22 protein-coding genes are annotated in these 26,374 nt (G+C 67.8%); 15 read left to right on the top strand and 7 right to left on the bottom strand.

Going from position 1 to position 26,374, the window contains the following annotated elements:
* The first annotated feature begins 18 nt into the window (after positions 1 to 18).
* The 10 genes from ccoO (at position 19) to fnr (ending at position 9,672) form a co-directional block, all read left to right on the top strand.
* Positions 19 to 627, top strand: a complete 609-nt coding sequence (gene ccoO, locus ACRYRV_RS05095) for a cytochrome-c oxidase, cbb3-type subunit II (protein ID WP_309637524.1) — start codon at positions 19 to 21, stop codon at positions 625 to 627.
* A 2-nt stretch (positions 628 to 629) separates the two neighbouring features.
* Positions 630 to 848 carry a cbb3-type cytochrome oxidase subunit 3 gene (locus ACRYRV_RS05100; protein ID WP_309637523.1) on the top strand — a complete coding sequence of 73 codons (219 nt, stop codon included), beginning with the start codon at positions 630 to 632 and terminating at the stop codon, positions 846 to 848.
* On the top strand, positions 845 to 1,774 hold the full coding sequence (ccoP, locus tag ACRYRV_RS05105) for a cytochrome-c oxidase, cbb3-type subunit III (protein ID WP_299311720.1): 930 nt from the start codon (positions 845 to 847) through the stop codon (positions 1,772 to 1,774). The genes ACRYRV_RS05100 and ccoP overlap by 4 nt, the downstream gene beginning before the upstream one ends.
* A gap of 132 nt (positions 1,775 to 1,906) precedes the next feature.
* A complete protein-coding gene (ccoG, locus tag ACRYRV_RS05110) occupies positions 1,907 to 3,361 on the top strand; it encodes a cytochrome c oxidase accessory protein CcoG (protein ID WP_253449352.1) in 1,455 nt (484 codons plus the stop codon).
* Between the two features lies 1 nt (position 3,362).
* Positions 3,363 to 3,887 (top strand): FixH family protein, encoded by a 525-nt coding sequence (locus ACRYRV_RS05115; RefSeq protein ID WP_309637522.1) that lies wholly within the window; start codon positions 3,363 to 3,365, stop codon positions 3,885 to 3,887.
* Positions 3,888 to 3,918: 31 nt separating this feature from the next.
* Complete coding sequence (locus ACRYRV_RS05120) at positions 3,919 to 6,405, top strand: heavy metal translocating P-type ATPase (RefSeq protein WP_444985754.1); 2,487 nt, start codon at positions 3,919 to 3,921, stop codon at positions 6,403 to 6,405.
* The gene (ccoS, locus tag ACRYRV_RS05125; protein WP_444985753.1) at positions 6,402 to 6,650 is read left to right on the top strand and encodes a cbb3-type cytochrome oxidase assembly protein CcoS; all 249 of its coding nucleotides are present in this window, start codon (positions 6,402 to 6,404) and stop codon (positions 6,648 to 6,650) included. Before ACRYRV_RS05120 ends, ccoS begins: the two co-directional genes overlap by 4 nt.
* Positions 6,650 to 7,348, top strand: a complete 699-nt coding sequence (locus tag ACRYRV_RS05130) for a sulfite exporter TauE/SafE family protein (protein ID WP_444985752.1) — start codon at positions 6,650 to 6,652, stop codon at positions 7,346 to 7,348. Before ccoS ends, ACRYRV_RS05130 begins: the two co-directional genes overlap by 1 nt.
* 158 nt (positions 7,349 to 7,506) lie before the next feature.
* On the top strand, positions 7,507 to 8,832 hold the full coding sequence (gene hemN / locus ACRYRV_RS05135) for an oxygen-independent coproporphyrinogen III oxidase (RefSeq protein ID WP_444985751.1): 1,326 nt from the start codon (positions 7,507 to 7,509) through the stop codon (positions 8,830 to 8,832).
* Positions 8,833 to 8,928: 96 nt separating this feature from the next.
* Positions 8,929 to 9,672 (top strand): fumarate/nitrate reduction transcriptional regulator Fnr, encoded by a 744-nt coding sequence (gene fnr / locus ACRYRV_RS05140; protein ID WP_253449340.1) that lies wholly within the window; start codon positions 8,929 to 8,931, stop codon positions 9,670 to 9,672.
* 114 nt (positions 9,673 to 9,786) lie between these two features.
* On the opposite strand, the gene ttcA is transcribed toward fnr, so the two are convergent.
* The 3 genes from ttcA to ACRYRV_RS05155 form a co-directional block, all read right to left on the bottom strand.
* Complete coding sequence (gene ttcA, locus ACRYRV_RS05145; RefSeq protein WP_444985750.1) at positions 9,787 to 10,716, bottom strand: tRNA 2-thiocytidine(32) synthetase TtcA; 930 nt, start codon at positions 10,714 to 10,716, stop codon at positions 9,787 to 9,789.
* Positions 10,717 to 10,808: 92 nt separating this feature from the next.
* Positions 10,809 to 11,435, bottom strand: a complete 627-nt coding sequence (locus ACRYRV_RS05150; RefSeq protein WP_309637517.1) for a 3'-5' exonuclease — start codon at positions 11,433 to 11,435, stop codon at positions 10,809 to 10,811.
* 38 nt (positions 11,436 to 11,473) lie between these two features.
* Positions 11,474 to 13,294 (bottom strand): putative nucleotidyltransferase substrate binding domain-containing protein, encoded by a 1,821-nt coding sequence (locus tag ACRYRV_RS05155; RefSeq protein ID WP_444986210.1) that lies wholly within the window; start codon positions 13,292 to 13,294, stop codon positions 11,474 to 11,476.
* A gap of 655 nt (positions 13,295 to 13,949) precedes the next feature.
* On the opposite strand from ACRYRV_RS05155, the gene ACRYRV_RS05160 reads away from it, so the two are divergent.
* The 4 genes from ACRYRV_RS05160 (at position 13,950) to ACRYRV_RS05175 (ending at position 20,700) form a co-directional block, all read left to right on the top strand.
* Entirely contained in the window at positions 13,950 to 14,210 is a 261-nt protein-coding gene (locus ACRYRV_RS05160) for a DUF4212 domain-containing protein (RefSeq protein ID WP_253449332.1), read from the top strand.
* Between the two features lie 6 nt (positions 14,211 to 14,216).
* Positions 14,217 to 16,058, top strand: a complete 1,842-nt coding sequence (locus ACRYRV_RS05165) for a sodium:solute symporter family protein (RefSeq protein WP_309637515.1) — start codon at positions 14,217 to 14,219, stop codon at positions 16,056 to 16,058.
* A 114-nt stretch (positions 16,059 to 16,172) separates the two neighbouring features.
* Complete coding sequence (locus ACRYRV_RS05170) at positions 16,173 to 16,688, top strand: hypothetical protein (protein WP_253449329.1); 516 nt, start codon at positions 16,173 to 16,175, stop codon at positions 16,686 to 16,688.
* A 67-nt stretch (positions 16,689 to 16,755) separates the two neighbouring features.
* Positions 16,756 to 20,700, top strand: a complete 3,945-nt coding sequence (locus ACRYRV_RS05175; RefSeq protein WP_309637514.1) for a hybrid sensor histidine kinase/response regulator — start codon at positions 16,756 to 16,758, stop codon at positions 20,698 to 20,700.
* Positions 20,701 to 20,880: 180 nt separating this feature from the next.
* Here the strand turns inward: ACRYRV_RS05175 and ACRYRV_RS05180 are convergent, their stop codons facing one another.
* The 3 genes from ACRYRV_RS05180 to ACRYRV_RS05190 form a co-directional block, all read right to left on the bottom strand.
* Positions 20,881 to 21,543, bottom strand: a complete 663-nt coding sequence (locus ACRYRV_RS05180; protein WP_253449327.1) for a LuxR C-terminal-related transcriptional regulator — start codon at positions 21,541 to 21,543, stop codon at positions 20,881 to 20,883.
* A 190-nt stretch (positions 21,544 to 21,733) separates the two neighbouring features.
* A complete protein-coding gene (gene acs, locus ACRYRV_RS05185) occupies positions 21,734 to 23,683 on the bottom strand; it encodes an acetate--CoA ligase (protein WP_253449325.1) in 1,950 nt (649 codons plus the stop codon).
* Positions 23,684 to 23,858: 175 nt separating this feature from the next.
* Entirely contained in the window at positions 23,859 to 24,419 is a 561-nt protein-coding gene (locus ACRYRV_RS05190; protein ID WP_444985749.1) for a SprT family zinc-dependent metalloprotease, read from the bottom strand.
* A 60-nt stretch (positions 24,420 to 24,479) separates the two neighbouring features.
* On the opposite strand from ACRYRV_RS05190, the gene ACRYRV_RS05195 reads away from it, so the two are divergent.
* Positions 24,480 to 25,118, top strand: coding sequence for a YecA/YgfB family protein (locus ACRYRV_RS05195; RefSeq protein WP_309637512.1), 639 nt, complete (start codon positions 24,480 to 24,482; stop codon positions 25,116 to 25,118).
* Positions 25,119 to 25,228: 110 nt separating this feature from the next.
* Here the strand turns inward: ACRYRV_RS05195 and ACRYRV_RS05200 are convergent, their stop codons facing one another.
* On the bottom strand, positions 25,229 to 26,350 hold the full coding sequence (locus tag ACRYRV_RS05200; RefSeq protein WP_444985748.1) for a phospholipase D-like domain-containing protein: 1,122 nt from the start codon (positions 26,348 to 26,350) through the stop codon (positions 25,229 to 25,231).
* Between the last annotated feature and the right edge of the window lie 24 nt (positions 26,351 to 26,374).

A 26,374-nucleotide genomic window follows, 5' to 3' on the forward strand; every position in this document is an offset into this window, starting at 1 on the left:
CCGGGGATACCGACACCAATGAAACACGAGATTGTCGAAAAGAACGTTGGCCTGCTCGCCGTGCTGATCCTGGTGGTCATCAGCTTCGGCGGCCTGGCCGAGGTCGTGCCGCTGTTCTTCCAGAAGCAGACCACGGAGCCGGTGGACGGACTGCGCCCGCTCACCGCACTGGAGCTGGAAGGTCGCGACATCTATCGCCGCGAGGGCTGCGTCGGCTGCCACTCCCAGATGATTCGCCCCTTCCGCGCCGAGACCGAGCGCTACGGCCACTACAGCGTGGCCGGCGAGTCGGTCTACGACCACAATTTCCTGTGGGGCTCCAAGCGCACCGGCCCGGACCTGGCCCGTGTCGGCGGCCGTTACAGCGACGACTGGCACCGCGCCCATATGTACAACCCCCGCGACGTGGTGCCCGAGTCGATCATGCCCTCCTACCCGTGGCTCTTCGAGCGCACCCTGGATGGCAACGACACGCCGCGCAAGATGCAGGCGCTGCGCACCCTGGGCGTGCCCTACACCGATGAGGACATCGAGAACGCCACCCGCGAGGTGCGCGGCCAGCAGGAGATCACCGCGCTGATCGCCTACCTGCAGCAGCTCGGCACGGTGCTCGAGGGCACTCGCTGATCATGGATACCGGGACCTTCCGCGGCATCATCACCGGCCTTCTGATCCTGGCCTTCGCCGGGATCACCTGGTGGGCCTACTCGAAGCGGCGCAAGCCGGACTTCGACGAGGCGGCCCACCTGCCCTTCGCCGAAGACGATGATGAATTCGCGAACCGTGACAAGAGCGCCTCGCAGAACGGGGCCGATTCCCGCAAGAGCAAGGGAGACAGGAACACATGAACAATCTCTGGGGTGACTCCCTTTCCGGGTTCTGGAGCGCCTGGATCATCGTCATCACGCTGGGCTCCATCGGCCTTGCCTTCTGGCTGCTCTACGCCAACCGCAAGACCGACAAGACCCCGGACGCCGATGGCAACGTCGAGACCACCGGGCATGCCGCCGACGGCATCGAGGAGTACGACAACCCGCTGCCGCGCTGGTGGTTCCAGCTCTACGTGGGCACCGTGGTCTTCTCGCTGGGCTATCTGCTGCTCTACCCGGGGCTCGGCAACTTCGCCGGCCTGCTGGGCTGGACCCAGGAGGGGCAGTGGGAGGAAGAGGTCGCCCGCGCCGAGGAGCGCTTCACGCCGATCTTCGCCCAGTACCAGGAGATCCCGATTCCGGAGCTGGCCCGGGACGCCGAGGCGATGCAGGTGGCCGAGCGCATCTACCTGAACAACTGCGCGGTGTGTCACGGCTCCAACGCCCAGGGCGGCTACGGCTTCCCCAACCTGACCAACGACGACTGGCTCTACGGCGGCGAGCCGGAGCAGATCATGCAGACCCTGGTGCGGGGGCGTAACGGCCTGATGCCCTCCTGGCAGCAGCTGGGCGAGACCAACATCGAGAACGTCACCCAGCATGTCCTCGCCCTCTCCGGGCTGGAGCATGACGAGGAGCGCGCCGAACGCGGTGCCGCCACCTACGCCTCGGTCTGCGCGGCCTGCCACATGCCCGACGGCACCGGCAACCAGGCCCTGGGCGCGCCCAACCTGACCAACGATATCTGGCTCTACCAGGCACCGGGCCAGAGCGTGGCCGACTCCGTGCGTCAGAGCCTGCGCAACGGCCGCAACGGCCATATGCCGGCACAGGCCGCCTATATCGGCGAGGAGCGCGTCCACCTGGTCGCCGCCTACGTCTACAGCCTGCGCTTCCGGGACTGATACCGGCCCAGGAGCGATCCCAAGGGGTGCGGCGCCATGTCGCACCCTTTCTTGTTGGGCCGCCCTCTCGCTACAATGGCTGCGCTGCAGCACCATCGCGCCGGCCCCCTCTCCTCCTGCCGTGAGCCTGCCATGAGCGACAAGATCCCTACCCGTGATATCACCCCTGAACCGGATCAGCACCCTGCGGTAGGCCAGCATCCGCCCGGCGAGCCCGTCCAGCAGGAGATGTACGCCAGCCGGCGTCACATCTATGTCCGGGAGATCAAGGGTCTCTTCCAGCGTATCCGGCGCGGCTCCAACTGGCTGCTGATGCTGGCCTTCTTCCTGCTGCCCTGGGTACCCTGGGGCGACCGTCCGGCGATCTGGTTCGACCTGCCCGGACGCGAGTTCCACATCTTCGCCGCCACCTTCTATCCTCAGGAGTTCATGCTGCTCTCCTGGCTCCTGATCATCTGCGCCTTCGGGCTCTTCTTCATCACGGTGTTCGCCGGCCGCGTCTGGTGCGGCTATACCTGCCCCCAGAGCGTCTGGACCTTCCTGTTCATCTGGTTCGAGCATCGCCTGGAAGGCAGCCGCAACCGGCGCATCAAGCTCGACGGCCAGCCCATGAGCGCCGACAAGCTGTGGCGCAAGGGCACCAAGCATGCCATCTGGCTGGCCATCGCCCTGGCCACCGGCGTGACCTTCGTCGGCTATTTCACACCGATTCGCCAGCTGGTCATCGACCTGCCCACCCTCCAGGCCCACGGCTGGTCCTACTTCTGGGTCGGTTTCTTCCTGGTCTTTACCTACCTCAACGCCGGCTGGCTGCGCGAGCAGGTGTGCATCTACATGTGCCCCTACGCCCGCTTCCAGTCGGTGATGTTCGACCGCGACACCCTGATCGTCTCCTACGACACCGGGCGCGGCGAGCCCCGGGGCGCCCGCAAGAAGAACCTGAGTCACGCCGAGGCGAGGGCGGCCGGTCACGGCGACTGCATCGACTGCGACCTCTGCGTCCAGGTCTGCCCCACCGGCATCGACATCCGCAACGGCCTGCAGTACGAGTGCATCACCTGCGCGGCCTGCATCGACGCCTGCGATAGCGTCATGGACCGCATGGGCTACCCCCGCGGCCTGATCCGCTACACCACCGAAAACGCCCTGGAGGGCAAGCCCACCCATATCCTGCGCCCGCGCCTGATGGGGTATCTGGCCGCCCTGCTGGTAATGATCGGCGTCTTCGCCTGGGCGGTGGCGGACCGCATGCCCCTGGGCTTCGAGGTGGAGCGCGAGCGCACCCAGCTCTACCAGATGACCCGCGAGGGGCGCCTGAGCAACGTCTATGTGCTGACGGTGCGCAACCTGGACGGCCAGGACCACAGCTACCGCCTGGAGGCCTCGGGCCTGCCGGAGCTGCGCCTGGACACCGACCGCATCGAGGTGCCCGCCGGCGAGTCCCGCCGCGCCGTGGTCTCGATAACCGCCGACCCCGCGGTGATCGACAGCCCCAGCCACCCCATTACACTGCGCCTCGAGGCCGATAACCACCCCAACATCACCCTGGAGCGCGAGACCCGCTTCCTCGGCGAGATCCGGAGATAACATGTCCCACCCCGTGACCCCCTGGTACAAGCAATTCTGGCCCTGGCTGCTGCTGGGCCTTCTGTTCACCTCCATCACGGCCAGCAGCACCCTTGCCGTCATGGCCGTGCGCACCGCCGACGGCATGGTGCAGGAGGACTACTACGAGCACGGCCGCGCCATCAACATGGTGCTGGCCAAGCAGGAGCGCGCCGCCGAACTGGGCCTGACCGCCAGCCTGCGCATCGACCCGCTGACCAGCGACGTGGTGCTCGACCTGGAAGGGGGAGAGAGCTTCCCCGAGAAGCTCGACTTCGAGCTGATCTTCCCCACCCAGGACGACCGGGATATCGAGCTTGTGCTCGAGCACGTGCGCGACGGCCGCTACCTGGGTCAGGCGCCGGACAACCTGCGCTACCGCTGGTACCTGCAGCTGCAGCCCAGCGTCGACGAGCCCGAGTGGCGCCTGGTGGGCGAGGCCCGCTTCCCCGACGAAGAGGCCGTGCGCCTGACTCCCGGACGCGCCGCCCCCGGAGACGACAGCTGAGACGCCGTGACCGGCGAGGAGCCACCTGCTCATGAGTAACGCGGTCACGGCGGCAGCGGGCTGCTACCACTGCGGCAGCCCGGTGCCCGAGAACGCGCCCTGGTCGATCACCCTCGACGAGACGCGCCACTCCCTCTGCTGTCCCGGCTGCGAGGCGGTGGCCCACGCCATCGTCGACGGCGGCCTCGAGAGCTACTATCGCTTCCGCACCGAGCTGCCCGAGCGCCCCGACGAACGCGAAGCCGCCCGCGCCGAGACCTGGGCGGTCTTCGACGATCCGGGCCTGCAGCGCCAGTTCGTTCACCCCGAGGGCGACGACAGCGGCCGGGTGCACGCCACCCTGGCGGTGGACGGCATCACCTGTGCGGCCTGCGCCTGGCTGATCGAGCACCGGCTCAATGCCATCGAGGGCGTCGACTCCAGCGCCGTCAACCTCAGCCATCACCGGGTGCGGGTGAGCTGGGACCCCGAGGCGGTCAGGCTCTCCCAGCTGCTGGCCGAGATGGCGGCCATCGGCTATCAGGCCCAGCCCTACGAGCCGGACGAGGCCCAGGCGCGCCTGCAGCACGAGGAGCGCATGAACGTGCGCCGGCTGATCATCGCCGCGGTGGGCATGATGCAGGTGATGATGTTCTCCATCCCCATCTACGTGGCCGGCCCCGAGGGCATCAGCGAGGACTTCCACGCCCTCTTCCACTGGCTCTCCTTCGCCCTGACCACCCCGGTGGTCTTCTTCTCGGCGGCCCCCTTCTTTCGCAACGCCGTGCGCGACCTGCGCACCCGGGTGCTGGGCATGGACGTCCCGGTCTCCCTGGCCATCGGCTTCGCCTATACCGCCAGCGGCTATGCGGTGATCACCGGCAAGGGCGAGGTCTACTTCGACTCGGCGGCCATGTTCACCTTCTTCCTGCTCTTCGGACGCTACGTGGAGGCCCGGGCCCGGCGGCGCAGCGGCCACAGCGGCAACGCCATGGCGGGCGCCCTGCCCCTCTCCGCCATTCGCCTCACCGACGAGGGGGAGGAGCGCATCCTGCCGGCCAGCGAGCTCGCCGCCGGCGACCGGGTGCTGGTCAAGCCCGGCCACGGCGTGCCCGCCGACGGCGTCATCGAGGATGGCGAGTCGAGCCTCGACGAGTCCATGCTCACCGGCGAGTACCTGCCGGTCACCCGCCGCCAGGGCGACGTCGTCACCGGCGGCAGCCAGAACATCGAGAGCCCGCTGGTGGTCAGGGTCACCCACGCCGGCCGCGAGGCGCGAGTGGCCGGCATCGTCGACCTCACCGACCGCGCCTTCGCCAGCCGCCCGCGCCTGGCCCAGATGGCGGCGCGCATGGCCCACCTCTTCGTGCTGCGCCTGCTGCTGGTCACCGCCGTGGTCACCATCACCTGGTGGTTCATCGACCCGGCGCGGATGCCCTGGATCATGCTCTCGGTGCTGGTGGTGACCTGTCCCTGCGCCCTGGCGCTCGCCACGCCGACGGCCCTCACCGCCGGCCACGGCCAGCTGCGTCGTCGCGGCGTGCTGGTGACCCGTGCCGACGCCATCGAGGCGCTCTCCCAGGTGGATAGGGTGATCCTCGACAAGACCGGCACCCTGACCACCGGCCGCATGGCCCTGGTGGAGACCCGCGCGCTGGGCGAGCTGGGTGCCGAGCGGGCGCGCACCCTGGCCGCCGCCCTGGAGGCGCGCTCGGAACACCCCATCGCCCGGGCCTTTCAGCCCTTCCGCCTCGCCACCGTGCAGGCCAGCGACGTGGTCAGCCGCACCGGCCAGGGGCTAGAGGGCACCCTGGAGGGGCGCCGCTGGCGGCTCGGCAAGCCTGACTTCGCCGCTCCCGGGGCCAGCCTCGAGGCACCCGGCGAGGGGCCCTGGCTGCTGCTCGCCGAGGAGGGCGAGCCGCGGGCCTGGTTCGCCCTGCAGGACCGCGTTCGCGATGACGCCGCCGCTACCGTGGCCGCCCTCCGGGCGCTGGGGCTGGAGGTGGAGCTGCTCTCCGGTGATACCCCGGAAGCCGCCGGTGAGCTCGCCGGGCGGCTGGGCATCACCACCTGGCGTGGCGGTGCCACCCCCGAGGACAAGCTCGAGCGCATCCGCGAGTGCCAGGCGGCCGGCGAGAAGGTGGCCATGGTGGGCGACGGCATCAACGACGTGCCGGTGCTGGCCGGTGCCGATGTGGCCATCGCCATGAACGGCGCCACCGACCTGGCCCGCACCAGCGCGGACGCCATCCTGCTCAGCCCGCGCCTGTCGCGCATCGTCGAAGCCGTCGAGATCAGTCGCGCCACCCGCCGGGTGATGCGCCAGAACATGGTCTGGTCGGTCTGCTACAACTTCTCGGCCATGCCGCTGGCCGCCGTGGGGCTGGTGCCTCCCTGGCTGGCCGCCATGGGCATGTCGGCCAGCTCCCTGGTGGTGGTGGGCAACGCCCTGCGCCTCAACCGCTTCCGCAGCCGAGCGCTGCCGGAGCAGACACCGCCGCCCGCCCCCTCCCCTGAACCGTATCGGGTGAACGCATGAGCATCCTCTACCTGCTGATTCCGCTGTCGCTGATTCTGCTGGGCCTTGCCGTCTGGGCCTTCTTCTGGGCGGTCAAGCACGACCAGTTCGAGGACCTCGAGGGCCCCGCCCACCGCATCCTCTTCGACGAGGACGAGAACGACCTGCCGCCGGAGGAGCGCCAGCGTCGCCGCGAGGCGCGCGAACGTGCCGCCCGCGAGCGCGCCTCTCGAGAGCGCCAGGACAGCGGCGACGAGGAGCGCTGATGGATCCCACCGGACTCGGCCTGCCGCCGCTGATCGCGGCCTTCGTCTTCGGTCTGCTCGGCGGCGCCCACTGCATCGGCATGTGCGGCGGCATCATGAGCGCCCTGACCTTCGCCGTCCCTCCCAGCATGCGCTCTCCTGCCCGCCTCTCCGGCCTGCTGCTGGGCTACAATCTGGGGCGCATCGGCAGCTACATGGTCGCCGGCGCCCTGGTCGCCGCCCTGGGTACCCTGCTGACCCTGACCCCGACCACCCGGGTCGCGCTGCAGCTCTTTGCCGCGGTCATGCTGATCCTGATGGCGCTCTATATCGCCGACTGGTGGAAGGGGCTGCTGCGGGTCGAGGCCCTGGGCAGGCGCCTGTGGCGCCACCTGGAGCCGGTGGGTCGCCGCCTGATGCCGGTGGTGAAGGTACCCCAGGCCGTGGCGCTCGGCGCCATCTGGGGCTGGCTGCCCTGCGGGCTGGTCTACTCCATGCTGGCCTGGAGCCTGGCCATGGCCGACCCGATGATGGGCGCCGCCCTGATGGGCGCCTTCGGCCTCGGCACCCTGCCGGCCCTGCTAGCCACCGGCCTGGCGGCACGCCAGCTGGGCGGCCTGATCCGCCATCGGGCCACGCGCAGCATCGCGGCCCTCTCCATCATCGCCTTCGCCCTCTGGCAGCTCTGGAGCCTGCTGCCCGCCGGGGCTCACGGCTGATCGACGACTATTCCACGCCGGATTGACACAGCTCAACGCCCCACTCCTCGAGTCGCCCTAGCATGGAGAACACATCCACTCCCGGGAGCGCCTCGATGTCTGTCCCTGCGAAACTCACCGATCGCGCCGGGCCATCATGGGTCACCGGAGACAGCCCCATGTTGCAGCTCCATGACCACGATGGGTCGCACTACCTGACCTACCCGCCTCCCGAGCGGTATAGCGCCGAGGTCGGCCCCGAAGCGCTGGAGCAGGCCCTGCGCGAGCGCGGCGGCGCACGGCCGCTGGCACTCCACGTCCATCTTCCCTTCTGCCGCCAGGCGTGCCGCTTCTGCGCCAGCCAGCGCGTGCCCTCCCGGGATAGCCGCCAGGCCGAACCCTACCTGTCGAGGCTCGACCGCGAGATGGTGCTGGTCAGCCGCCTGCTGAGCGAGAGTCCGCCCGTGGAGCGGCTGCACTGGGGCGGTGGGGCGCCGGCCTTTCTCTCCCTGGACCAGATGGGCGACCTCTTCGACCGCCTCGACGCCCGTTTCGGGCTCTCGGGGGCCCGGGGACGCGACTTCAGCATCGAGATCGACCCCCGCGAGGCGGATGTCTTCACCCTGCGCCACCTCCAGGCCCTGGGCTTCAACCGCCTGAGCCTCGGCGTCCAGGAGTTCGACCTGCGCGTGCAGCGCGCCGTCAACCGCGTGCAGCCCCGGGTGCTGACGGAGTCCCTGGTGGACGAGGCCGAGCGGCTCGGCTTCCGCTCCCTCAACCTCGACCTGATCGTGGGCCTGCCCCTGCAGACGCCCCGGGGCTTCGGAGATACCCTGGAGCAGGTGATCGCCATGGCCCCGGCGCGCATCACCCTGCACCGCTATGCGCACCTGCCCCAGCGCTATCGCCCCCAGCAGGAGATCCGCGTCGAGGAGCTGCCCGACGCGGCGACGCGCCTGGCGATCCTTGGCGAAGCTCGGGGCCGCCTCCAGGCGGCCGGCTATGTGCATATCGGACTCGGTCACTTTGCCCGCCGCGATGACAGCCTGGCCCTGGCCCTGAGCGAAGGCCGGCTGGCCCGGGACCTGCAGGGCTATACCTCCCACCCGCCAGGCGACCAGCTGGGCCTGGGGGTTGCCGCCATCAGCCGGGTCGGCGCCACCCTGACCCGCAACGCCCGGCAGCTGGAGGAGTACGAGGCCGCCCTGGATGCCAGCCGGCTGCCCGTGGCCGGCGGCCTTCGCCCAGGCCCCGAACAGCGGCTGCGCGCCGCCGCCATGGAGGCGCTGGCCTGCCGCCGGGAGCTGGATCTCACCGCCCTTTCCAGGGAGTATGGCTGCAATGCCGGCGTCCTCCTCGCCGACGATCTGCAGCGTCTGGCCCCCTTCTGCGAGGCGGGGCTCCTCGAGCGCCAGGGCGAGCGGCTGCGCCTGACGCCGGACGGCGCATGGGGGCTGACCCGCCTGCTGGCCGCCTTCGACCCCGGCGCCGACCCGACGCCCTGAGTCGGCCGCCGGGGGCTACCTCCTTGGAGGTGGTTTGCCCCGCCTGCTTTATCCTCCATAATGCCTTCCATGATCACGATCAAGGAGAAGGCGGCCATGCCTGACAGTCTGACCGGACGGCGGCGCTCTGTCCTGCACGAAACTCGCTGCCAGACCTGCAGCCTGAGTTCGCTCTGCCTGCCTCTGGCCCTCGAGGTGCAGGACATGGACCAGTTCGACGCCATCATCCGCCGCCGGGCACCGCTCAAGAAGGGCGAGACCCTGTTCCGTCAGGACAACCCCTTCACCAGCGTCTTTGCGGTGCGCTCCGGCAGCCTCAAGCAGGTGACCACCGAGGGGAGCGGCGAGGACCAGCTCACCAACTTCTACCTGCCCAGCGAGCTGGTTGGGCTCGACGGCATCGACGAGGAGCGCTACCCGGGCACCGCGGTGGCGCTGGAGACCACCACCGTCTGCGAGATCCCCTTCGACCGCCTGGATCAGCTGTCGGAGTCGCTGCCGGAGCTGCGCGGCCAGCTCTACCGCAGCATGAGCAAGGAGCTGCGCGATGACCGCCGCATGATGCGGCTGCTGTCGCGCAAGACCGCCGACCAGCGCCTGGCCAGCTTCTTCACCAGCCTCTCCGACCGCTTCCGGCGGCGCGGCTACTCGCCCTACAGCTTCCGCCTCTCCATGTCCCGGGCCGATATCGGCAACTACCTGGGCCTGGCCGTGGAGACGGTCAGCCGCATCCTGGGCCGCTTCCAGAGCCAGGGCCTGGTGGAGGTCTCGGGCCGCGAGGTGCATATCCTCGACCTCGACTCCCTGATCCAGGTCGCCGAGGAGGAAGGGGCCAAGTAGCCCCGGGCCGCCTGGCCTTAACCCCTCACGCAGAACCCCCCATCGGGCGAGTGCCCGATGGGGGGTTCTGGTTTTCGAGTCATGAGTTCCCGAGCCCTGGCGCCGGCGTCAGGGCTACTCGTTCAGCAGTTCGATGCGGCTGGCCTGCCGCCGCGCCTGCGCCTCCTCGAGCCCGACGAAGTCGAACAGCTCGCGGTCGGCCAGCTGGGACGGTGCCACATTGGTGACCGCCTTGAACATGCTCTCCAGGCGCCCGGGGTGTTTCCTCTCCCACTCGGCCAGCATCTCCTTGACCACCTGGCGCTGCAGGTTGGGCTGGGAGCCGCACAGGTTGCAGGGAATGATCGGGAACTCCATCAGCCGCGCATACTCGGCGATATCCGCCTCACGGCAGTAGGCCAGGGGGCGGATCACGATGTTATTGCCGTCATCGGAGAGCAGCTTGGGCGGCATCGCCTTGAGGCTGCCGCCGAAGAAGAGGTTGAGGAACAGCGTCTCGAGGATATCCTCCCGGTGGTGGCCCAGGGCAATCTTGGTGGCGCCGATCTCCTCGGCGAAACCGTAGAGGGAGCCGCGGCGCAGCCGCGAACAGAGCGCACAGGTGGTCTTGCCCTCCGGGGTCTTCTCCTTGACCACCGAGTAGGTATCGCGCTCCAGGATGTGGTACTCGACGCCGAGCGACTCGAGGTAGTCGGGCAGCACCTGCTCGGGGAAGCCGGGCTGCTTCTGGTCGAGGTTGACCGCCACCAGGGAGAAGTTCACCGGTGCATTGCGCTGCAGGCTGCGCAGGATGGAGAGCATGGCATAGCTGTCCTTGCCGCCGGAGAGGCACACCATGACCCGATCCCCTTCATGGATCATCCCGTAGTCGATGATGGCATTGCCGGCCTGGCGGCGCAGGCGCTTCTGGAGCTTGTTGAACTCCCTTTTGCCCCTGGCATCCAGGGCATCGAGGGTCGGCGAGGGGGCCTCGTGATCGGCGGGCACGGCCTGGGAGGCGGCCTCGTCACGCTCACGAGGGTCAAAGATCACGGCGTCTTGCATGGGTCTTGGCGCTGCCAGTGCGGGCGGAAAATGACGGGCGCCATCCTACCACTCCGGGGGCCGCGAGGCGACGCCGCGCCCCCTGCGCTGGGTCAGGAAAAGAGCCGGGCGGCGCTGGCCTCGCGGTCCAGCCGCAGGAACATCAGCGCCGTGGTCACCGCATCGCCCAGGGCGGTATGGCGCCCCATCACCGGGACGTCCAGCAGCGCCGCCACCTTCTCGAAGCGCGGCGTGCTCTCCACCTCCGGATGGAGACGCCGCAGCCGGCGCAGGTAGCTCTGGGCCACGTCGATGGTGGCGTTGGGCAGCTCGAAGCCGAAACGCGGACGCAGCTCGCGGTTGAGGATCGCCAGGTCATACTCCAGGTGCCAGCCCACCAGGGGGCGATTGCCGACGAAGTCGATAAGCCGCTCCAGGGCCTGATCGACGCTCAGCCCTCCGTCCAGGTCGATGCCACGCAGGCCGTGGATGCGGATCGAGTCGCCACACAGCGACGCCGGCCGCGCCAGGCGCAGGTCCAGGGATTCACTGGTCAGCACCCGATCACCGCGCACCTTGACCGCAGCGATGGAGACCAGCTCGGCGCTGCGGGTATCCAGGCCGGTGGTCTCGGTATCGATCACCACCATCTCGTCCCCGGTATAGGGGTGAAAGAGCCAGGCGTAGTCGCCGTTGGCATGCCGCCGCCGATCGGCGGCGCGCCTCAGTGTCTTGAACATCACGGATTCTCCTTGTTGTGGTTGTCGTTCCGTCGGTCTCATGAATACTCGAGATGAAAGCGATGCGAGAGGCGCTGCTTGAAGTCCTTGACGATATGCAGCGCCTCGCGCAGCAGGTCGCGCTCCAGGGAGGAGAGCTCCTGGACGACCACGCGATCGGGGCTGCGCTCCTCATCGCCACCCTCCAGCCGGGCCAGCTGCTGCTTGAGCCGCAGCTCGGTAAACAGCGACAGCGCCTCGCCGAGATCCTCGGCAAAGCGCGGCTCCAGGCGTCCGTCAGCCGCCAGGGCGTCCAGCCGCTCCAGGGTGGAGGTGGGCCGGATCCGCCGCTCCAGGGCCATGACCCGCACCCCGTGGACGATGGGGAAGATGCCGCCCTTCTTGATGTCGATACCGTGCTGGGGGCGCTTGAGGGAGCCGAAGAGGGTCAGCGGCGTGGAGAAGCGCAGGATGGTGCGGGCGAAATAGGAGAGCAGCAGCTCATCGCCGGCGCAGCGCGCGAAGAGCTCATCGCGGACCCGGTCGAGCAGCGCCGGGTTGCCGGCCACGGCGTGGGAGTCGAGCATGATCGCCAGCTTCATCAGGCTGTCGCCATCGCGCTTCTCGGCCCAGCGGGCGATGCGCGCGTGCCACTGCTTCACCGTGCCCACCCACTCGGGGTTGGAGACCATGATATTGCCGGGACAGGGCGGGTAGCCCAGCTCGATCAGGGTCTCGGTCAGCCGCTGCATCTGCTCGGCGCAGTCGGGCCACTCCAGGCCGTCGGCCAGGATCAGGCCGTTGTCCTGGTCGGTCTTGAGAATCTGTTCGCCGCGCCCCTCGCTGCCCATCACCATCAGGCAGCTGTCCCGGTGGTAGCGCTCGTCGACCAGGAAGCCCCAGGCCTTGTTCATGATCCGCCCGTTGAGGGCGGCCAGCAGGCCCATGGCGAAACGCAGCTTGACCCCCTGGGCCATCAGCGCCTTGACCAGCTCGGGGGTACGGCGACTGGCGGCGGCCAGCGCCTCCAGGCTCTCCGCCTGCTCCACCTGCAGGCTGACCACATAGCTGCGGCTCGAGAAGTAGCTCAGCACATCGGTAAGCTCCACCACGCCGACCGCTGCCTCCTTCTCCACCACCACCACCCGCTCCACCTTGTGCCGGGTCATCACCACCAGGGCCTCGAAGAGGTACTGGGCGCGGGTCACGGTGATCAGCTCGGCGCTGCCGATGCCGTCCAGGGCGCTCTCCCGGTCGCGCCCCTCCACTACCAGGGCGTTGAGCAGGTCGGTCTTGGTCACCATGCCGGGGCCGGCGTCGCCCTCCACCAGCAGGCTGTCAGCGTGGCGCTCATTGATGGTGGCGACCGCCTCGGCGATGGTGGTGCTCGCCTTCACCAGCAGCGGCTCGCGCATGCACTCGTCGACCCGGGCCAGCATGAAGCCCGCCATGGTGACGCCCCCTTCGGCACGCTGCTCGGTGAGCAGGTGTGCCTTGTGGGCCAGGGTCTGGCGAAAGAATTCGGCAAAGGGAGGGAAGTCCTCGCAGAGCTCGAGGAACAGCGCCCGCGGGAGCAGGTAGCAGAGGCTCTCCTGCTCGGCGCGAAAGCGGTAGCGGCTCTTGCCGTTGAGGATGCTGATGGCGCCGAACAGGTCGCCGCGGGTGTAGTGGCCGATACGCGCCCGGGCCGCCGGAAGGGTGGTATCCACCTCCGCCACTTCGCCCTTGTGGATAAGAAACAGGTTCTCGCCGGCCTGCCCCGTCTCGAGGATGATCTCATCGCGATCGAAGTAGGCCAGGTCCACGCCCTGGCGAACCCGCTCGCGACCGGCTTCGTCGAGCAGGGTGAACGGCGGTTGGGACAGATCGACCTCGACCATGGCGCAGACCTCGCAGGCGGCTTGCCCCGGGGCGCCCTGCAGCAGCGGCGTCCGAGGCGGGTAGGCAGCTGGGGCGGGAAAGGGGCACGGCTTCATGGCCGCCATCTGGTTGTTGAGTTGTTGTTGGGTAGCAGCGCCCGTCCGGTAACGAAGGGCATCCTCGTGGCCGGCGGGCTGGAAGCAGCATAGCAACCTCTCCTTTCCCCTTATAAGCTAGACGTTGGTCTTCCTCCGGCCTCCTTAGACCATCGTCAAAGGGCCGCGTTGACGCAGCGCAAGAGGGCCACCTCCCCCCCTATACCATCGTCCTAGCCGCGACCATTCCCTCCCTGTAAACCGGCAAAAACACACCAACAAGCTACTGATAAAAAAGAGTTTTCTACAAATCCTATTTATCGCATTTAGCTCATGATACGAAAGTCTGGGATTCATTTTCGCCACTCATTGCCCACTATCCAACAGGCATCATGCAGGGCAATCGCACGACAACAATTCCCCTGGTGCCGAGCCGAGCCCCGACTCACCGGCACTTCACCGCGAAGCCGGCCGCCGGCCACCAGCGCGGCAAGACAGAAGACGTACGATTGCCCTGGTGACCCGCAAGCAACACCTCTCAAGTTCCCAACCCCACCAATAACAAGTGGAGAACACGACAATGGCTGAAGAGAAAATCGACTCCTCAGGCTACTGGAAGGCGAACGTGCGCCTGATCACGGGGTGCCTGATCGTCTGGGCCTTCGTTTCCTACGGCATGGCGATCCTGTTCCGTCCCCTGCTTTCCGGTATTCCCGTCGGCGGCACCGACCTGGGCTTCTGGTTCGCCCAGCAGGGCTCCATCCTTACCTTTATCGCGCTGATCTTCTTCTACGCCTGGAAGATGAACAAGCTCGATCAGAAATTCGGTCTGGGGGAGTAATCCAGCATGAGCCAATTTGCCATCAACCTGCTGTTCGTAGGGGCCTCCTTCGCCCTCTACATCGGCATCGCGATCTGGGCCCGTGCGGGTTCCACCAAGGACTTCTACGTGGCGGGCGGCGGCGTCCACCCGGTGACCAACGGCATGGCCACCGCCGCCGACTGGATGTCCGCGGCGTCGTTCATCTCCATGGCCGGCCTGCTCGCCTCCGGCGGCTACGCCAACTCCTCGTTCCTGATGGGCTGGACCGGCGGCTACGTGATCCTTGCCATGCTGCTGGCGCCCTACCTGCGCAAGTTCGGCAAGTTCACCGTGCCGGACTTCATCGGTGACCGTTTCTACAGCAAGGCGGCACGCCTGGTGGCCGTCATCTGCCTGATCGTGGCCTCCGTGACCTACGTCATCGGCCAGATGACCGGTGCCGGCGTCGCCTTCTCGCGCTTCCTCGAGGTCTCCAACACCTGGGGCATCTGGATCGCCGCGGCCATCGTCTTCCTCTATGCGGTATTCGGCGGCATGAAGGGCATCACCTACACCCAGGTGGCCCAGTACATCGTACTGATCATCGCCTACACCATTCCGGCGGTCTTCATCGCCTTCCAGCTGACCGGCAACCCCATTCCGATGTTCGGCATGTTCAGCACCCATAGCGAATCCGGCGTGCCGCTGCTGCAGAAGCTCAACGAGGTCGTGGTCGCCCTGGGCTTCCAGGACTACACGGCGGACGTGGACAACAAGCTCAACATGGTGCTGTTCACCCTGTCGCTGATGGTGGGTACCGCGGGTCTGCCCCACGTCATCATCCGCTTCTTCACCGTGCCCAAGGTGGCCGACGCTCGCTGGTCTGCCGGCTGGGCCCTGGTCTTCATCGCCCTGCTCTACCTCACCGCACCGGCCGTGGGCTCCATGGCGCGCCTCAACCTGAGCACCACCATCTACCCGGAAATGGCCGGTCAGGTAGAAGACGTCGAGTCGGCGCTGCAGTCATCCATCCAGCACGGCGAGATCACCACCACCGATGCAGCCGGCTATGCCCTGGCCTCCGAGTGGACCGACCATCCGGACGTTCCGGAGTGGATGGTCACCTGGGCAGAGACCGGCCTGATCAAGTTCCGCGACCTGAACAACGACGGCCGCATCCAGATGTACAATGACAGCGCCGACTTCTCGCACCTGGGCTGGGAAGGCAGCGAGCTGGAGGTCAATAACGACATCATGGTGCTGGCGAATCCCGAGATCGCCAACCTGCCCGCCTGGGTCATCGGCCTGATCGCCGCCGGAGGTATCGCGGCTGCGCTCTCCACCGCCGCGGGCCTGCTGCTGGCCATCTCCTCGGCCATCAGCCACGACCTGATCAAGACCATGATCAACCCCAACATCTCCGAGAAGGGCGAGATGCTGGCGGCACGGATCTCCATGGCGGGCGCCATCCTGCTGGCGACCTACCTGGGCCTCAACCCGCCGGGCTTCGCCGCCCAGACGGTGGCCCTCGCCTTCGGCATCGCCGGCGCCTCCCTGTTCCCGGCGCTGATGATGGGGATCTTCTCCAAGCGGGTGAACAACAAGGGCGCGGTTGCCGGCATGCTGACCGGTCTGATCCTGACCCTGCTCTACATCTTCACCTACCTGGGCTGGTTCTTCATTCCGGGCACCAACATGCTGCCCAACACCCCGGACAACTGGATCCTGGGCATCTCGCCGCTCTCCTTCGGCGCGGTGGGTGCGATCTTCAACTTCGCTGTGGCCTTCACCGTCTCCAGCATGACCGAAGAGCCCCCGCAGGAGATCCAGGACCTGGTGGAGAGCGTCCGCTATCCCAAGGGTGCCGGTGGTGCCGTGGACCACTAACCCCTCAGGGCATTCTGGGCCATAATGGCCCCCTGGCCCGGCTCGCCGGGCCAGTCAACTCTCACCGCTCGGGCTTCCCAAGGGAAGCCCGAGCGCTTTCAGAAAGGACCCTTCATGATTTGGCATCTGATCGCGGCGATCTTCGCCGGCCTCGGCGCCGCCGGCATCGGCCTGCTGCTGCGGCTAGCCAGCGGCAAGCGCCTGCCCACCTGGATCATTCCCGTCTTTGCCGGCCTCGGCATGCTGGGCTACCAGGTTCACTACGAGTACTCCTGGCTCACTCACAAGCAGGCCCAGCTGCCCGCCACCGCCAGCGTCGTCGAGGTGGAGCACGCTTCCATGTTCTGGCGACCCTGGACCTACGCCTTCCCCATGGCCAACGCCTTCAGCGCCGTGGACAGCGACAGCATGCGGGCACGCGAGACCGCCGACGGCGAACGCCTGGTGGAGTACATCCGCTACCGCTTCGAGAAGCAGCATGTGGACCTGGTCACCCACCAGGCCTGGCTGATGAACTGCGAGAGCCGCGAGACCCTGCCGCTGGTGGGCGAAGAGCGCCGGCCGCGCCTCGAGGCCATGCGCGAGCTGGACGCCGAGGACCCCGTCTACCTGGCGGTCTGTCGAGGCTGACGCAGGTCGTCTGCCTTCCCGGGTCACATTGCCCTAGAATGGGCGCCAGACTCGAGGGAGGAAGCCCATGTTTTCAGGCTGGCTGCTGGTTGCCGTATCGCTGCTCTATATTGCCGTGCTGTTCGGCATCGCCTGGCGAGGCGACCGCCGTGCCAGGGAGCACGGCGCCAGCCAGCGCCGTCCCATCATCTACAGCCTGGCGCTGGCCATCTACTGCACCTCCTGGAGCTTCTACGGCGCCGTCGGCCAGGCCGCCACCGGGGGCTGGTCCTTCGCCAGCATCTACGTCGGACCGATCCTGACCTTCCTGCTCTTCTGGCCGGTGCTGGCCAAGATGATCCGCGTCGCCAAGCACCAAAACGTCACCTCCATCGCCGACTTCATCGCCTCCCGCTACGGCAAGACCCAGTCTCTGGCCGCCTTCGCCAGCCTGGTGGCCCTGATCGGCGCCCTGCCCTACATCGCGCTGCAGCTCAAGGCGGTCTCCACCTCCTTCAGCGTGCTGACCGTGGACGGCGACCCGACCCATACCCCGCTATTCGCCGACACCGCCTTCTACGTGGCGGTGGTGATGGCCGCCTTCGCCATCCTCTTCGGCACTCGCCACACCGACGCCACCGAGCATCACGAGGGGCTGATCCACGCGGTGGCCTTCGAATCCCTGGTCAAGCTGCTCGCCTTCCTGGTCCTCGGCGTCTACGTCACCTGGTGGATGTTCGACGGGCTGGGCGAGCTGATGGCCCACGCCGAGGTGCAGCTGGAGCTGCAGCGCCAGCTGGCCCAGCAGAACTTCGGCCAGAGCTTCTGGGCCCAGACCCTGCTGGCGATGCTGGCGGTACTCTGCCTGCCGCGGCAGTTCCACGTGGCGGTGGTGGAGAACACCCACCGCGATGACGCCGCCAAGGCGCGCTGGCTCTTCCCGCTCTACCTGCTGGCCTTCGCCTTCTTCATCCTGCCGCTGGCCGCCGCCGGCCTGACCCTCTTCGCGGGCAGCGACGTCGAACCCGACACCTATGTGCTGGCGCTGCCCATGGCCGCCGAGAGCACCTGGCTTACCCTGCTCACCTTTATCGGCGGCTTCTCCGCGGCCACCGGCATGGTGATCGTGGCCGCCGTGGCGGTCTCGATCATGATCTCCAACGAGATCGTCATCCCGGCGCTGTTCCGGCTGCGCTGGTTCGATACCAAGGCCCGCGACTACGGCCGCCTGGTGCTGCGCGCTCGCCGCATGACCATCGCCGCGGTGCTGGCCATGGCCTATGGCTTCTATCACCTGATCGGCGAATTCTCCTCCCTGGCCTCCATCGGCATGCTCTCCTTTGCCGCCGCCGCCCAGTTCGCCCCGGCGCTGATCGGCGGCCTCTACTGGAAGCGCGGCAACCGCCTGGGCGTCATCGTCGGCATGAACGCCGGCTTTTTGATCTGGGCCTACAGCCTGCTGATGCCGGCGATGATCGGCGCCGGCGTCCTGCCCGCTCACTGGCTCGACGGTGGCCCCCTGGGCGTCGCCTGGCTCGCCCCCACCTCGCTGTTCGGGCTCAACGTGGGCGACAGCTTCACCCACGGCGTGATGCTCTCCCTGGGCCTGAACCTCTTCTGCTACATCTTCGTCTCCCAGATCACCTCCCAGCGGGTGGTGGAACGCATCCAGGCCTCGCTGTTCGTGGACAGCGTGGAGACCCGCCAGACCTCGGTGAACCGCCCCTGGACCGGTGCCACCACCGTGGGCGACCTCAAGGTGCTCTGCGAACGCTTCCTCGGCGCCAACCAGGTGAGCCGCGCCTTCGACGACTATGCGCGGCGCGGCGGCAAGCCCCTGGAGGACGGCACCCGCGCCTCCATCGACGTGATCCAGTTCACCGAGCGCTTCCTGGCCTCGGTGCTCGGCGCCTCCTCGGCGCGCATCGTGGTCAACTCGGCCCTGCAGGGGCGCGGCATCGGCATCTCCGACGTGATCTCCATCGTCGACGAGGCCTCCCAGGTGCTGGAGTTCAACCGCGCCCTGCTCCAGGCCACCATCGAGAACATCAACCAGGGCATCAGCGTGGTGGACCAGAACCTGCGCCTGGTGGTGTGGAACCAGCGCTATCTGGAGCTGTTCCGCTTCCCCGACCACCTGATCCGGGTCGGCGCCCCCATCGACAAGATCTTCCGCTACAACGCCCACGGCGGCGAGTACGGACCCGGCGACCCCGAGGAGCATGTCCAGCTGCTGCTCGACAATATCCGCGACGGCCAGCCCCACCGCTATGTGCGCTATCGCCAGGACGGCAGCGTGCTCGAGGTGCAGGGTAACCCCATGCCCGGCGGCGGCTTCGTCTACACCTACCAGGACATCACCCAGCAGAAGCGCATCGAGGAGGCGCTGATCCGCTCGGAGAACAACATCCGTATCTACACGGACAACGTGCCGGCGCTGATCGCCTACTTCGACAAGGAGTGCCGCTACCTCTTCACCAACCGCGCCTACGAGCAGGCCTTCGGCATCGACCGCAACGCGGTGATCGGCAAGCGGGTGCAGGACGTGGTCAGCGACGAGATGGCTCGGGAGCGGGCCCCCTGGATCGAGCGGGCCCTGGCCGGCGAGCGGGTCAGCTTCGAGGTCTCGATCCGGCTGCCCGAGGGACGCCGCTACATGCTGGTCACCTACACCCCCCACTTCGGCGACAGCGGGGCGATACTGGGCTTCTTCTCCCTCTACCAGGACATCACCGAGCGGCGCCTGGCGGAGATCGCCCTCAAGGAGACCAACGAGACCCTGGAGGAGCGGGTCCGCGAGCGCACCCAGGCGCTCTCCGAGGCCAACGCGGCCCTGCGCCAGGAGAACCGGGTCCGCGCCGAGGCGGAGCAGGCCCTGCGCCAGGCCAAGCAGCTGGCCGAGGATGCCAACGCCTCCAAGACCCGCTTCCTGGCCGCGGCCAGCCACGACCTGCTGCAGCCGCTCAATGCCGCCCGGCTCTTTACCTCGGCCCTCTCCCAGGAGATGGAAGCCGCCGACATGAAGCGCACCATCGGCCATATCGACAACTCGCTGCAGGCCGCCGAGGAACTGCTCAGCACCCTGCTCGACATCTCCAAGCTGGACGCCGGTGCCCTCACCCCGCGGCGCAACCACTTCGCCCTGGCCGACATCATCCGCCCGCTGCGCGCCGAGTTCGAGGTGATGGCGGAGGATCGCGGCCTCGACCTGGTGGTGGTGCCGACCGCCGCCTGGGTCGACAGCGACCCCCAGATGCTGCGCCGGATCGTCCAGAACTTCCTCTCCAACGCCGTCCGCTACACCCAGGAGGGGCGCGTCCTGCTGGGCTGTCGCCGCCAGGGGGGACGCCTCTCCATCCAGGTGTGGGACTCGGGCCCGGGGATACCGGAATCCAAGCAGGCGGAGATCTTCCAGGAGTTCCGCCGCCTCGACCAGGCCTCCCGCCACAAGGAGAGCGAGAAGGGGCTGGGTCTCGGCCTTTCCATCGCCGACCGCATGAGCCGGGTGCTCGACCACCCCATCGCGGTGCGCTCGAAGGAGGGCTTCGGCACCATGTTCGCGGTCAGCGTGCCAATGGTGGCCGCCCAGAGCCCGGCCCAGCAGGCCGAGGAGGCGGTCACGGCGAAGCGCGCCGGCAACAAGCTGGCCGGCGCCCGGATCCTCTGCATCGATAACGAGACGCTGATCCTCGAGGGCATGAAGGCGATGCTCTCGGGCTGGGGCTGCGAGGTCTTCACCGCCACCACCATCGGCGGCGCCAAGTCGGTGCTGCGCCACCTGGACAGCGACCCGGATGCGATACTGGCCGACTACCACCTGGACAACGAGGTCACCGGCCTGATGGCCCTGGAGGCGCTCTCGGAGCGCCTGGAGGGCGCGGTCCCCGGCATCGTGATCACCGCCGACCGCACCGAGGAGGTGGCCGAGGAGGTCAGGCGCTCGGGCTACCAGCTGCTGCTCAAGCCGGTGCGCCCCGCCGCGCTGCGCGCCCTGCTTACCCGCACCCTCCAGGCCAGCCGCGCGGCGCAGTAGGCGCTAACGCGCAAGCTGGAAGCTGGAAGCTGGAAGCTGGAAGCTGGAAGCTGGAAGCTGGAAGCTGGAAGCTGGAAGCTGGAAAGCAGCTTAATGTGAATCGCCCCCATGGCAATGCCATGGGGGCGGTTTTTCTTCAAGCTTCCAGCTTATGGCTTAAAGCTCCGGGCGAAATCCGGCTCAGGATTCAACCTTCGGCGGCTCCACCTCGAGCTTCTGGGCGGCGATCACCGCCTGGGTGCGGGAGTGCACGCCCAGCTTGCGCAGAATGGCGGTGACGTGAGCCTTGATGGTGGCTTCACTGACGTTGAGCTCGTAGGCGATCTGCTTGTTGAGCAGGCCCTCGGTAAGCATGTTGAGCACCCGGAACTGCTGGGGGGTCAGGGAGGCGATCGCCTCAGCGAACTTGGTCTCCTCCTCGTTGGTCTCGCCCATGGCATTGGCCAGCTCGGCGGGCAGCCACACCTCGCCGTCGAGGATCTCCCCCACCGCCTCGGCGATCAGCTGCAGCGAGGAGGACTTGGGAATGAAACCGGAGGCACCGTAGTCGATGGCGCGGCGCACCACATAGGGCTCGTCGCTGCCCGACACCACCGCCACCGGGATATCCGGCGTCTGGCCGCGCAGCTGGATCAGGCCGGAGAAGCCGTGGGCCCCCGGCATATGCAGGTCGAGCAGGATCAGGTCGGCATCGGGGTGGCGGGTCACCACCTCGGCGGTGGCCTCCATGGTGTCGGCCTCGACGATCTCGGCCTGGGGCGCCAGCTGACGCAGCGCCTGGGTCAGGGCTGCACGGAACAGCGGATGGTCATCGGCGACGATGAATTTCTGGGCAAAGGCCATGGATTCTCCTCCGGTTCCTCAGGCAGCGGGCGAGGACCGCCACTCGAACTCTTTTGTGAATGAGGGGCATGTTACCCCATGCCAGAGCCGATTCCCAAGCGCTCCGGACCTATTGTCGACAATAGCCTCCATGCGCATGAAAAAACCGGCCCCGAAGGGCCGGTTCCATGGGCGGGAGACTCGCCGCTCCTCAGCGCACGGCACGGTTCTCGATCAGGTCGTCCACCACGCTCGGATCGGCGAGGGTGCTGGTGTCGCCCAGGCCGTCGCACTCGTTGGCGGCGATCTTGCGCAGGATGCGGCGCATGATCTTGCCGGAGCGGGTCTTGGGCAGGCCCGGGGCCCACTGGATGACGTCGGGCGAGGCGATCGGGCCGATCTCCTTGCGCACCCACTGGGTCAGCTCCTTGCGCAGCTCGTCGCTGGGCTCCACGTCGCCGGTCAGGGTGACGTAGATATAGATGCCCTGGCCCTTGATATCGTGGGGGAAGCCCACCACGGCGGCCTCGGCCACGGCCTCGTGGGCCACCAGCGCCGACTCGATCTCGGCGGTACCCATGCGGTGGCCGGAGACGTTGATCACGTCGTCGACGCGGCCGGTGATCCAGTAGTAGCCATCCTCGTCGCGACGGCAGCCGTCGCCGGTGAAGTAGACGCCCTGGTAGGTGGAGAAGTAGGTCTGGATGAAGCGCTCGTGGTCGCCCCAGATGGAGCGCGCCTGACCCGGCCAGGAGTCGGTGATCACCAGGTTGCCGTCAACGGCACCCTCGAGAGCATTGCCCTCGCTGTCGTAGAGCGCCGGCTGCACGCCGAAGAACGGCAGGGTGGCAGAGCCCGGCTTGAGCGGGGTGGCGCCGGGCAGCGGCACGATCATGATGCCGCCGGTCTCGGTCTGCCACCAGGTATCCACGATGGGGCACTTGGAGTTGCCGATCACCCGGTAGAACCACTCCCAGGCCTCGGGGTTGATGGGCTCGCCCACCGAACCGAGGATGCGCAGGCTGTCGCGCTGGCTGGAATCCATGACGTTCTCGCCATGGGCCATCAGGGCGCGGATGGCGGTGGGGGCGGTGTAGAGGATGTTGACCTGGTGCTTGTCGACGATCTCGCCCATGCGGCCATGGGTGGGGTAGCTGGGCACGCCCTCGAACATCAGGGTGGTGCCGCCGTTGGCCAGCGGGCCGTAGACGATATAGCTATGGCCGGTGACCCAGCCCACGTCGGCGGTACACCAGTAGACCTCGCCGTCCTGGTAGTCGAAGACGTACTGGTGGGTCAGGCTGGCGTAGACCAGGTAGCCGCCGGTGGTGTGCTTGAGCCCCTTGGGCGCACCGGTGGAGCCGGAGGTGTAGAGGATAAAGAGCGGATCCTCGGCGCCCATCTCCTCGGCCGCACAGTCGGTGGACTGCTTGTCGACCAGGTCGCCGTACCAGAGGTCGCGCCCTTCCTTCCATTCGACGTCGCCGCCGGTGCGCTTGACCACCAGCACGTTCTGGCACACCTCGGTGCCCTGGCGGGTCAGGGCGGCATCGACGTTATCCTTGAGCGGCACGTGCTTGCCGCCGCGCACGGACTCGTCGGCGGTGATCACCAGCTTGGAGCTGGCGCCGATCACGCGCTGAGCCAGGGCGTCCGGGGAGAAGCCGCCGAAGACCACCGAGTGCACAGCACCGATGCGGGCACAGGCCAGCATCGCCACGGCGGCCTCGGGGATCATCGGCATGTAGAGGGTGACCACGTCGCCCTTGCCGATGCCCAGCTCCTTGAGCGCATTGGCCAGCTGGCAGGTGCGCGCGTGCAGCTCACGGTAGGTGATGTTGGCCGACTCGTCGGGGTTGTCACCTTCCCAGATGATGGCGGTCTGGTCACCGCGCGTCTCGAGGTGGCGATCGAGGCAGTTGACGCTGGCGTTGAGGGTGCCGTCCTCGAACCAGCGGATATCCACGTTGTGCGGATCGAAGCTGGTGTTCTTGATCTTGGTCGGCGCCTTGAACCAGTCGACGCGCTTGGCCTGCTCGGCCCAGAAAGCGTCGGGATCGTCCACGGACTGCTGATACATCGCCTGGTACTTTTCCTTGTCCGCCCAGGCCTTGGCGGCGATGTCGTCGCGCACCGGATAGACGTTCTGCTGATCGCTCATGAAAGTGCCTCTGTAATTGGGATGGCCCCGTCAGGTGAGTGAAGCCAACCGGCCACCCCTTGGTATTGTTCAGTGGGGCAGCCGGTGCCATTCAAGGTGGACTCAGCATACCGCCGCCCGCCCCCACTTCCCCTTAGACATTGGTATGAACAATTTTCCTATTAAAGACAATAGGTTAAGTGACACTTTCAAACGCAGCCACGCCAAGATAGACCAAGGTCTGAGCACAATGACGGCAACGGTAGCGCTGCCCCTGCCGCACCAGGGAGTGGCGCCGGGCGCTGAAGGCGTGCTCACGACAGTCGCAGGCGTAGCGATAGGGGGCCGGGCTGGCCCGGGCGGTATCGAAGCGATGAGTGGTGCGCGGCGCCAGGCCGAAGAGGTCCCGCATCACCGTCTGCCACTCATGGCCGTGGGGGCGCGCCAGGTGGCCATCCACGAGGTGGTGGACCAGCCAGTGGGCCATCTCGTGGGGCACCACCTCGACCAGGAAGTCGAGGCGGTTCTCGGCGTAGAGCACCGGATTGAAGCGCAGGCCGCCGCGGCCGAAGTGCGCCTGACCGGCGCACTTGCCGCGCAGGTCGCACCACACCGCCGGATGCGGCAGGCCCGGGTGCACCTCGCGGCAGAGCCGCCAGGCCGCCGCCACTCGCTCGTACAGGGCGGCGCGCAGGGCCTCGTCGTCCAGGGCGGCGAGGCGTTCGGGGTCGGGATGGGGCAGCGCGGGGCGAGTCATGGGGTGCTAGAATGCCCCCTCACCCGGCAGGCGACAAGCGCCGAAACTGCGAGAGTGACCATGTCCGATACCCCCCAGCCCGAACCCCTCCTCGACGATGAGCAGCTCGAGCGGCTCGATGACTTCCTGGCCTCCGAACGCGTCGGCGAGGATGCCCTGGACCTGATCGGCAGCCACGGCTTCCTGGTGGCCCTGGCCGTCGCCCCCAGCGAGGCGGAGCCGTCGGCCTGGATCGCCGAGCTCTTCCAGGGCGAGCCGGCGTTTGGCGATGCCGCCGAACGAGAGGAGATTCTCGGGCTGCTCGAGCGGCTGCGGTGCAACGCCATCGCCGCCCTGGAGCAGGGCCTGCTGCCGGAGCTGCCCTTCGAGCTCACCCTGGACGGCCTGCCCGCGGAGGAGACCCCCATCGGCGACTGGTGCGCCGGCTTCATGGAGGGCGTCTTCCTCGACGAGCCCGCCTGGTTCGAGGAGGACGAGGAGGCCTCGGCGACCCTACTGCTGCCCTTCATGGCGCTCTCGGGGCTCTTCGACGACGAGCCCGACATGGCCGAGTTCATCGGCGACGGCACACGCCTGGAAGGCCTGGTGCGCCAGCTGCCCGAACTGGTGCTGGATCTCTATCTGCACTATCGGGTGCCACCGGAGACCCCCAAGCCCAGCCCGCGGCGCAAGAAGCCGGCCGGACGCCGCAAGGCGTGAGGCGCGAGGCGCGAGGCGCGAGGCGCGAGGCAGATGTTGCCGCCAGACCTCGCAACAAGGTTTTTCTTACAGCTTAAGGCTTATGGCTTACAGCTCCCGGCGAAGCCGGGTCAACGCAGGCGCGTCAGCATGCCGTCCAGGCTGCCGAACAACCACTCCTTGAGGCGCTGCCAGCGCGGCCGCCGCGCCCAGGCCGCCGGCTCGATCTCCTGGCTGGCGGCGAAGTGGCGCTCGAACAGCTCGGCCACCTCGCCGGCGAAGCGCCGGTTCTCCACCTCCTGGTTGGCCTCCAGGTTCCAGTGCAGGCTCCAGTGATCGAAGTTGCAGGAGCCCAGGCTCACCCAGTCGTCCACCAGGGAGAACTTGGCGTGGATGAAGGTGGGCTGGAACTCGAAGATACGCACGCCGGCCTTGAGCAGTCGCCCGTAGAAGCGCTGGCCCGCATAGCGCACCCCGGGATGGTCGTGAGCCTCGCCGGGCAGCAGCAGGCGCACATCCAGCCCGCGCCGGGCGGCTCGGGCCAGGCGCAGGCGCAGGCCGAAGGTAGGCACGAAATAGGGGGTGCAGACCCAGATGCGCTGCCGGGCGCCCGAGACGCGGCCGTACAGGGAGAGGCGGATCGCCTGGTAGCGATAGCCCTGTCCCCACACCACGCGTCCGCTCATCCCCCGGTAGCCCTCCGCCTCACGGGTCGCGGTGCCCAGGCCGCGCACCAGCCCGGGCGCGCCGCTGCCGCGGGTCAGGGGGGAGTCCCAGAGCCGGCAGAAGAGCCGCACCCAGTCGGCCACCACCGGCCCCTCGATGCGCACCGCCACCTCGTACCAGGCGTCCAGGAACTCGTCCACGGCACCGAAGCCGCCGGTAAAGGCGACCCGTCCGTCGACCACCACCAGCTTGCGATGGTCCCGCGTCAGGTTGCGCGCCAGGGAGTGAAAGCCCAGCGGGTTGAAGAAGCGCAGCGCCACGCCGCCCGCCTCCAGGCGCTCGCGGTCCTCACCGGCGAGCCCCATGGCGCCATAGCCGTCGAGGAGCAGCATCACCGTCACGCCACGGGCAGCGGCACGCTCCAGGGCCGTGATCAGCGCCGACGCCAGCCGCCCCGACTCCATCAGGTAGAGCTCGATCAGGATCGACGACTCGGCGCCGTCCAGGGCCTCGAACATGGCCGGCAGGAAGCGGCTGGCCTCGGGCAGCAGCTCGAAGTGGTTCCCATCTCTCCAGATTCCGCGCATGGCAGACTCCCTGTCCCGGTCCGC

The organism is Halomonas mongoliensis, assembly GCF_052496345.1.

Coding starts and splice junctions, on each gene's coding strand:
- ccoO (WP_309637524.1), top strand. CDS start 19: ATGAAACACGAGATTGTCGAAAAGAACGTTGGCCTGCTCGCCGTGCTG.
- ACRYRV_RS05100 (WP_309637523.1), top strand. CDS start 630: ATGGATACCGGGACCTTCCGCGGCATCATCACCGGCCTTCTGATCCTG.
- ccoP (WP_299311720.1), top strand. CDS start 845: ATGAACAATCTCTGGGGTGACTCCCTTTCCGGGTTCTGGAGCGCCTGG.
- ccoG (WP_253449352.1), top strand. CDS start 1,907: ATGAGCGACAAGATCCCTACCCGTGATATCACCCCTGAACCGGATCAG.
- ACRYRV_RS05115 (WP_309637522.1), top strand. CDS start 3,363: ATGTCCCACCCCGTGACCCCCTGGTACAAGCAATTCTGGCCCTGGCTG.
- ACRYRV_RS05120 (WP_444985754.1), top strand. CDS start 3,919: ATGAGTAACGCGGTCACGGCGGCAGCGGGCTGCTACCACTGCGGCAGC.
- ccoS (WP_444985753.1), top strand. CDS start 6,402: ATGAGCATCCTCTACCTGCTGATTCCGCTGTCGCTGATTCTGCTGGGC.
- ACRYRV_RS05130 (WP_444985752.1), top strand. CDS start 6,650: ATGGATCCCACCGGACTCGGCCTGCCGCCGCTGATCGCGGCCTTCGTC.
- hemN (WP_444985751.1), top strand. CDS start 7,507: ATGTTGCAGCTCCATGACCACGATGGGTCGCACTACCTGACCTACCCG.
- fnr (WP_253449340.1), top strand. CDS start 8,929: ATGCCTGACAGTCTGACCGGACGGCGGCGCTCTGTCCTGCACGAAACT.
- ttcA (WP_444985750.1), bottom strand. CDS start 10,716: ATGCAAGACGCCGTGATCTTTGACCCTCGTGAGCGTGACGAGGCCGCC.
- ACRYRV_RS05150 (WP_309637517.1), bottom strand. CDS start 11,435: ATGTTCAAGACACTGAGGCGCGCCGCCGATCGGCGGCGGCATGCCAAC.
- ACRYRV_RS05155 (WP_444986210.1), bottom strand. CDS start 13,294: ATGGTCGAGGTCGATCTGTCCCAACCGCCGTTCACCCTGCTCGACGAA.
- ACRYRV_RS05160 (WP_253449332.1), top strand. CDS start 13,950: ATGGCTGAAGAGAAAATCGACTCCTCAGGCTACTGGAAGGCGAACGTG.
- ACRYRV_RS05165 (WP_309637515.1), top strand. CDS start 14,217: ATGAGCCAATTTGCCATCAACCTGCTGTTCGTAGGGGCCTCCTTCGCC.
- ACRYRV_RS05170 (WP_253449329.1), top strand. CDS start 16,173: ATGATTTGGCATCTGATCGCGGCGATCTTCGCCGGCCTCGGCGCCGCC.
- ACRYRV_RS05175 (WP_309637514.1), top strand. CDS start 16,756: ATGTTTTCAGGCTGGCTGCTGGTTGCCGTATCGCTGCTCTATATTGCC.
- ACRYRV_RS05180 (WP_253449327.1), bottom strand. CDS start 21,543: ATGGCCTTTGCCCAGAAATTCATCGTCGCCGATGACCATCCGCTGTTC.
- acs (WP_253449325.1), bottom strand. CDS start 23,683: ATGAGCGATCAGCAGAACGTCTATCCGGTGCGCGACGACATCGCCGCC.
- ACRYRV_RS05190 (WP_444985749.1), bottom strand. CDS start 24,419: ATGACTCGCCCCGCGCTGCCCCATCCCGACCCCGAACGCCTCGCCGCC.
- ACRYRV_RS05195 (WP_309637512.1), top strand. CDS start 24,480: ATGTCCGATACCCCCCAGCCCGAACCCCTCCTCGACGATGAGCAGCTC.
- ACRYRV_RS05200 (WP_444985748.1), bottom strand. CDS start 26,350: ATGCGCGGAATCTGGAGAGATGGGAACCACTTCGAGCTGCTGCCCGAG.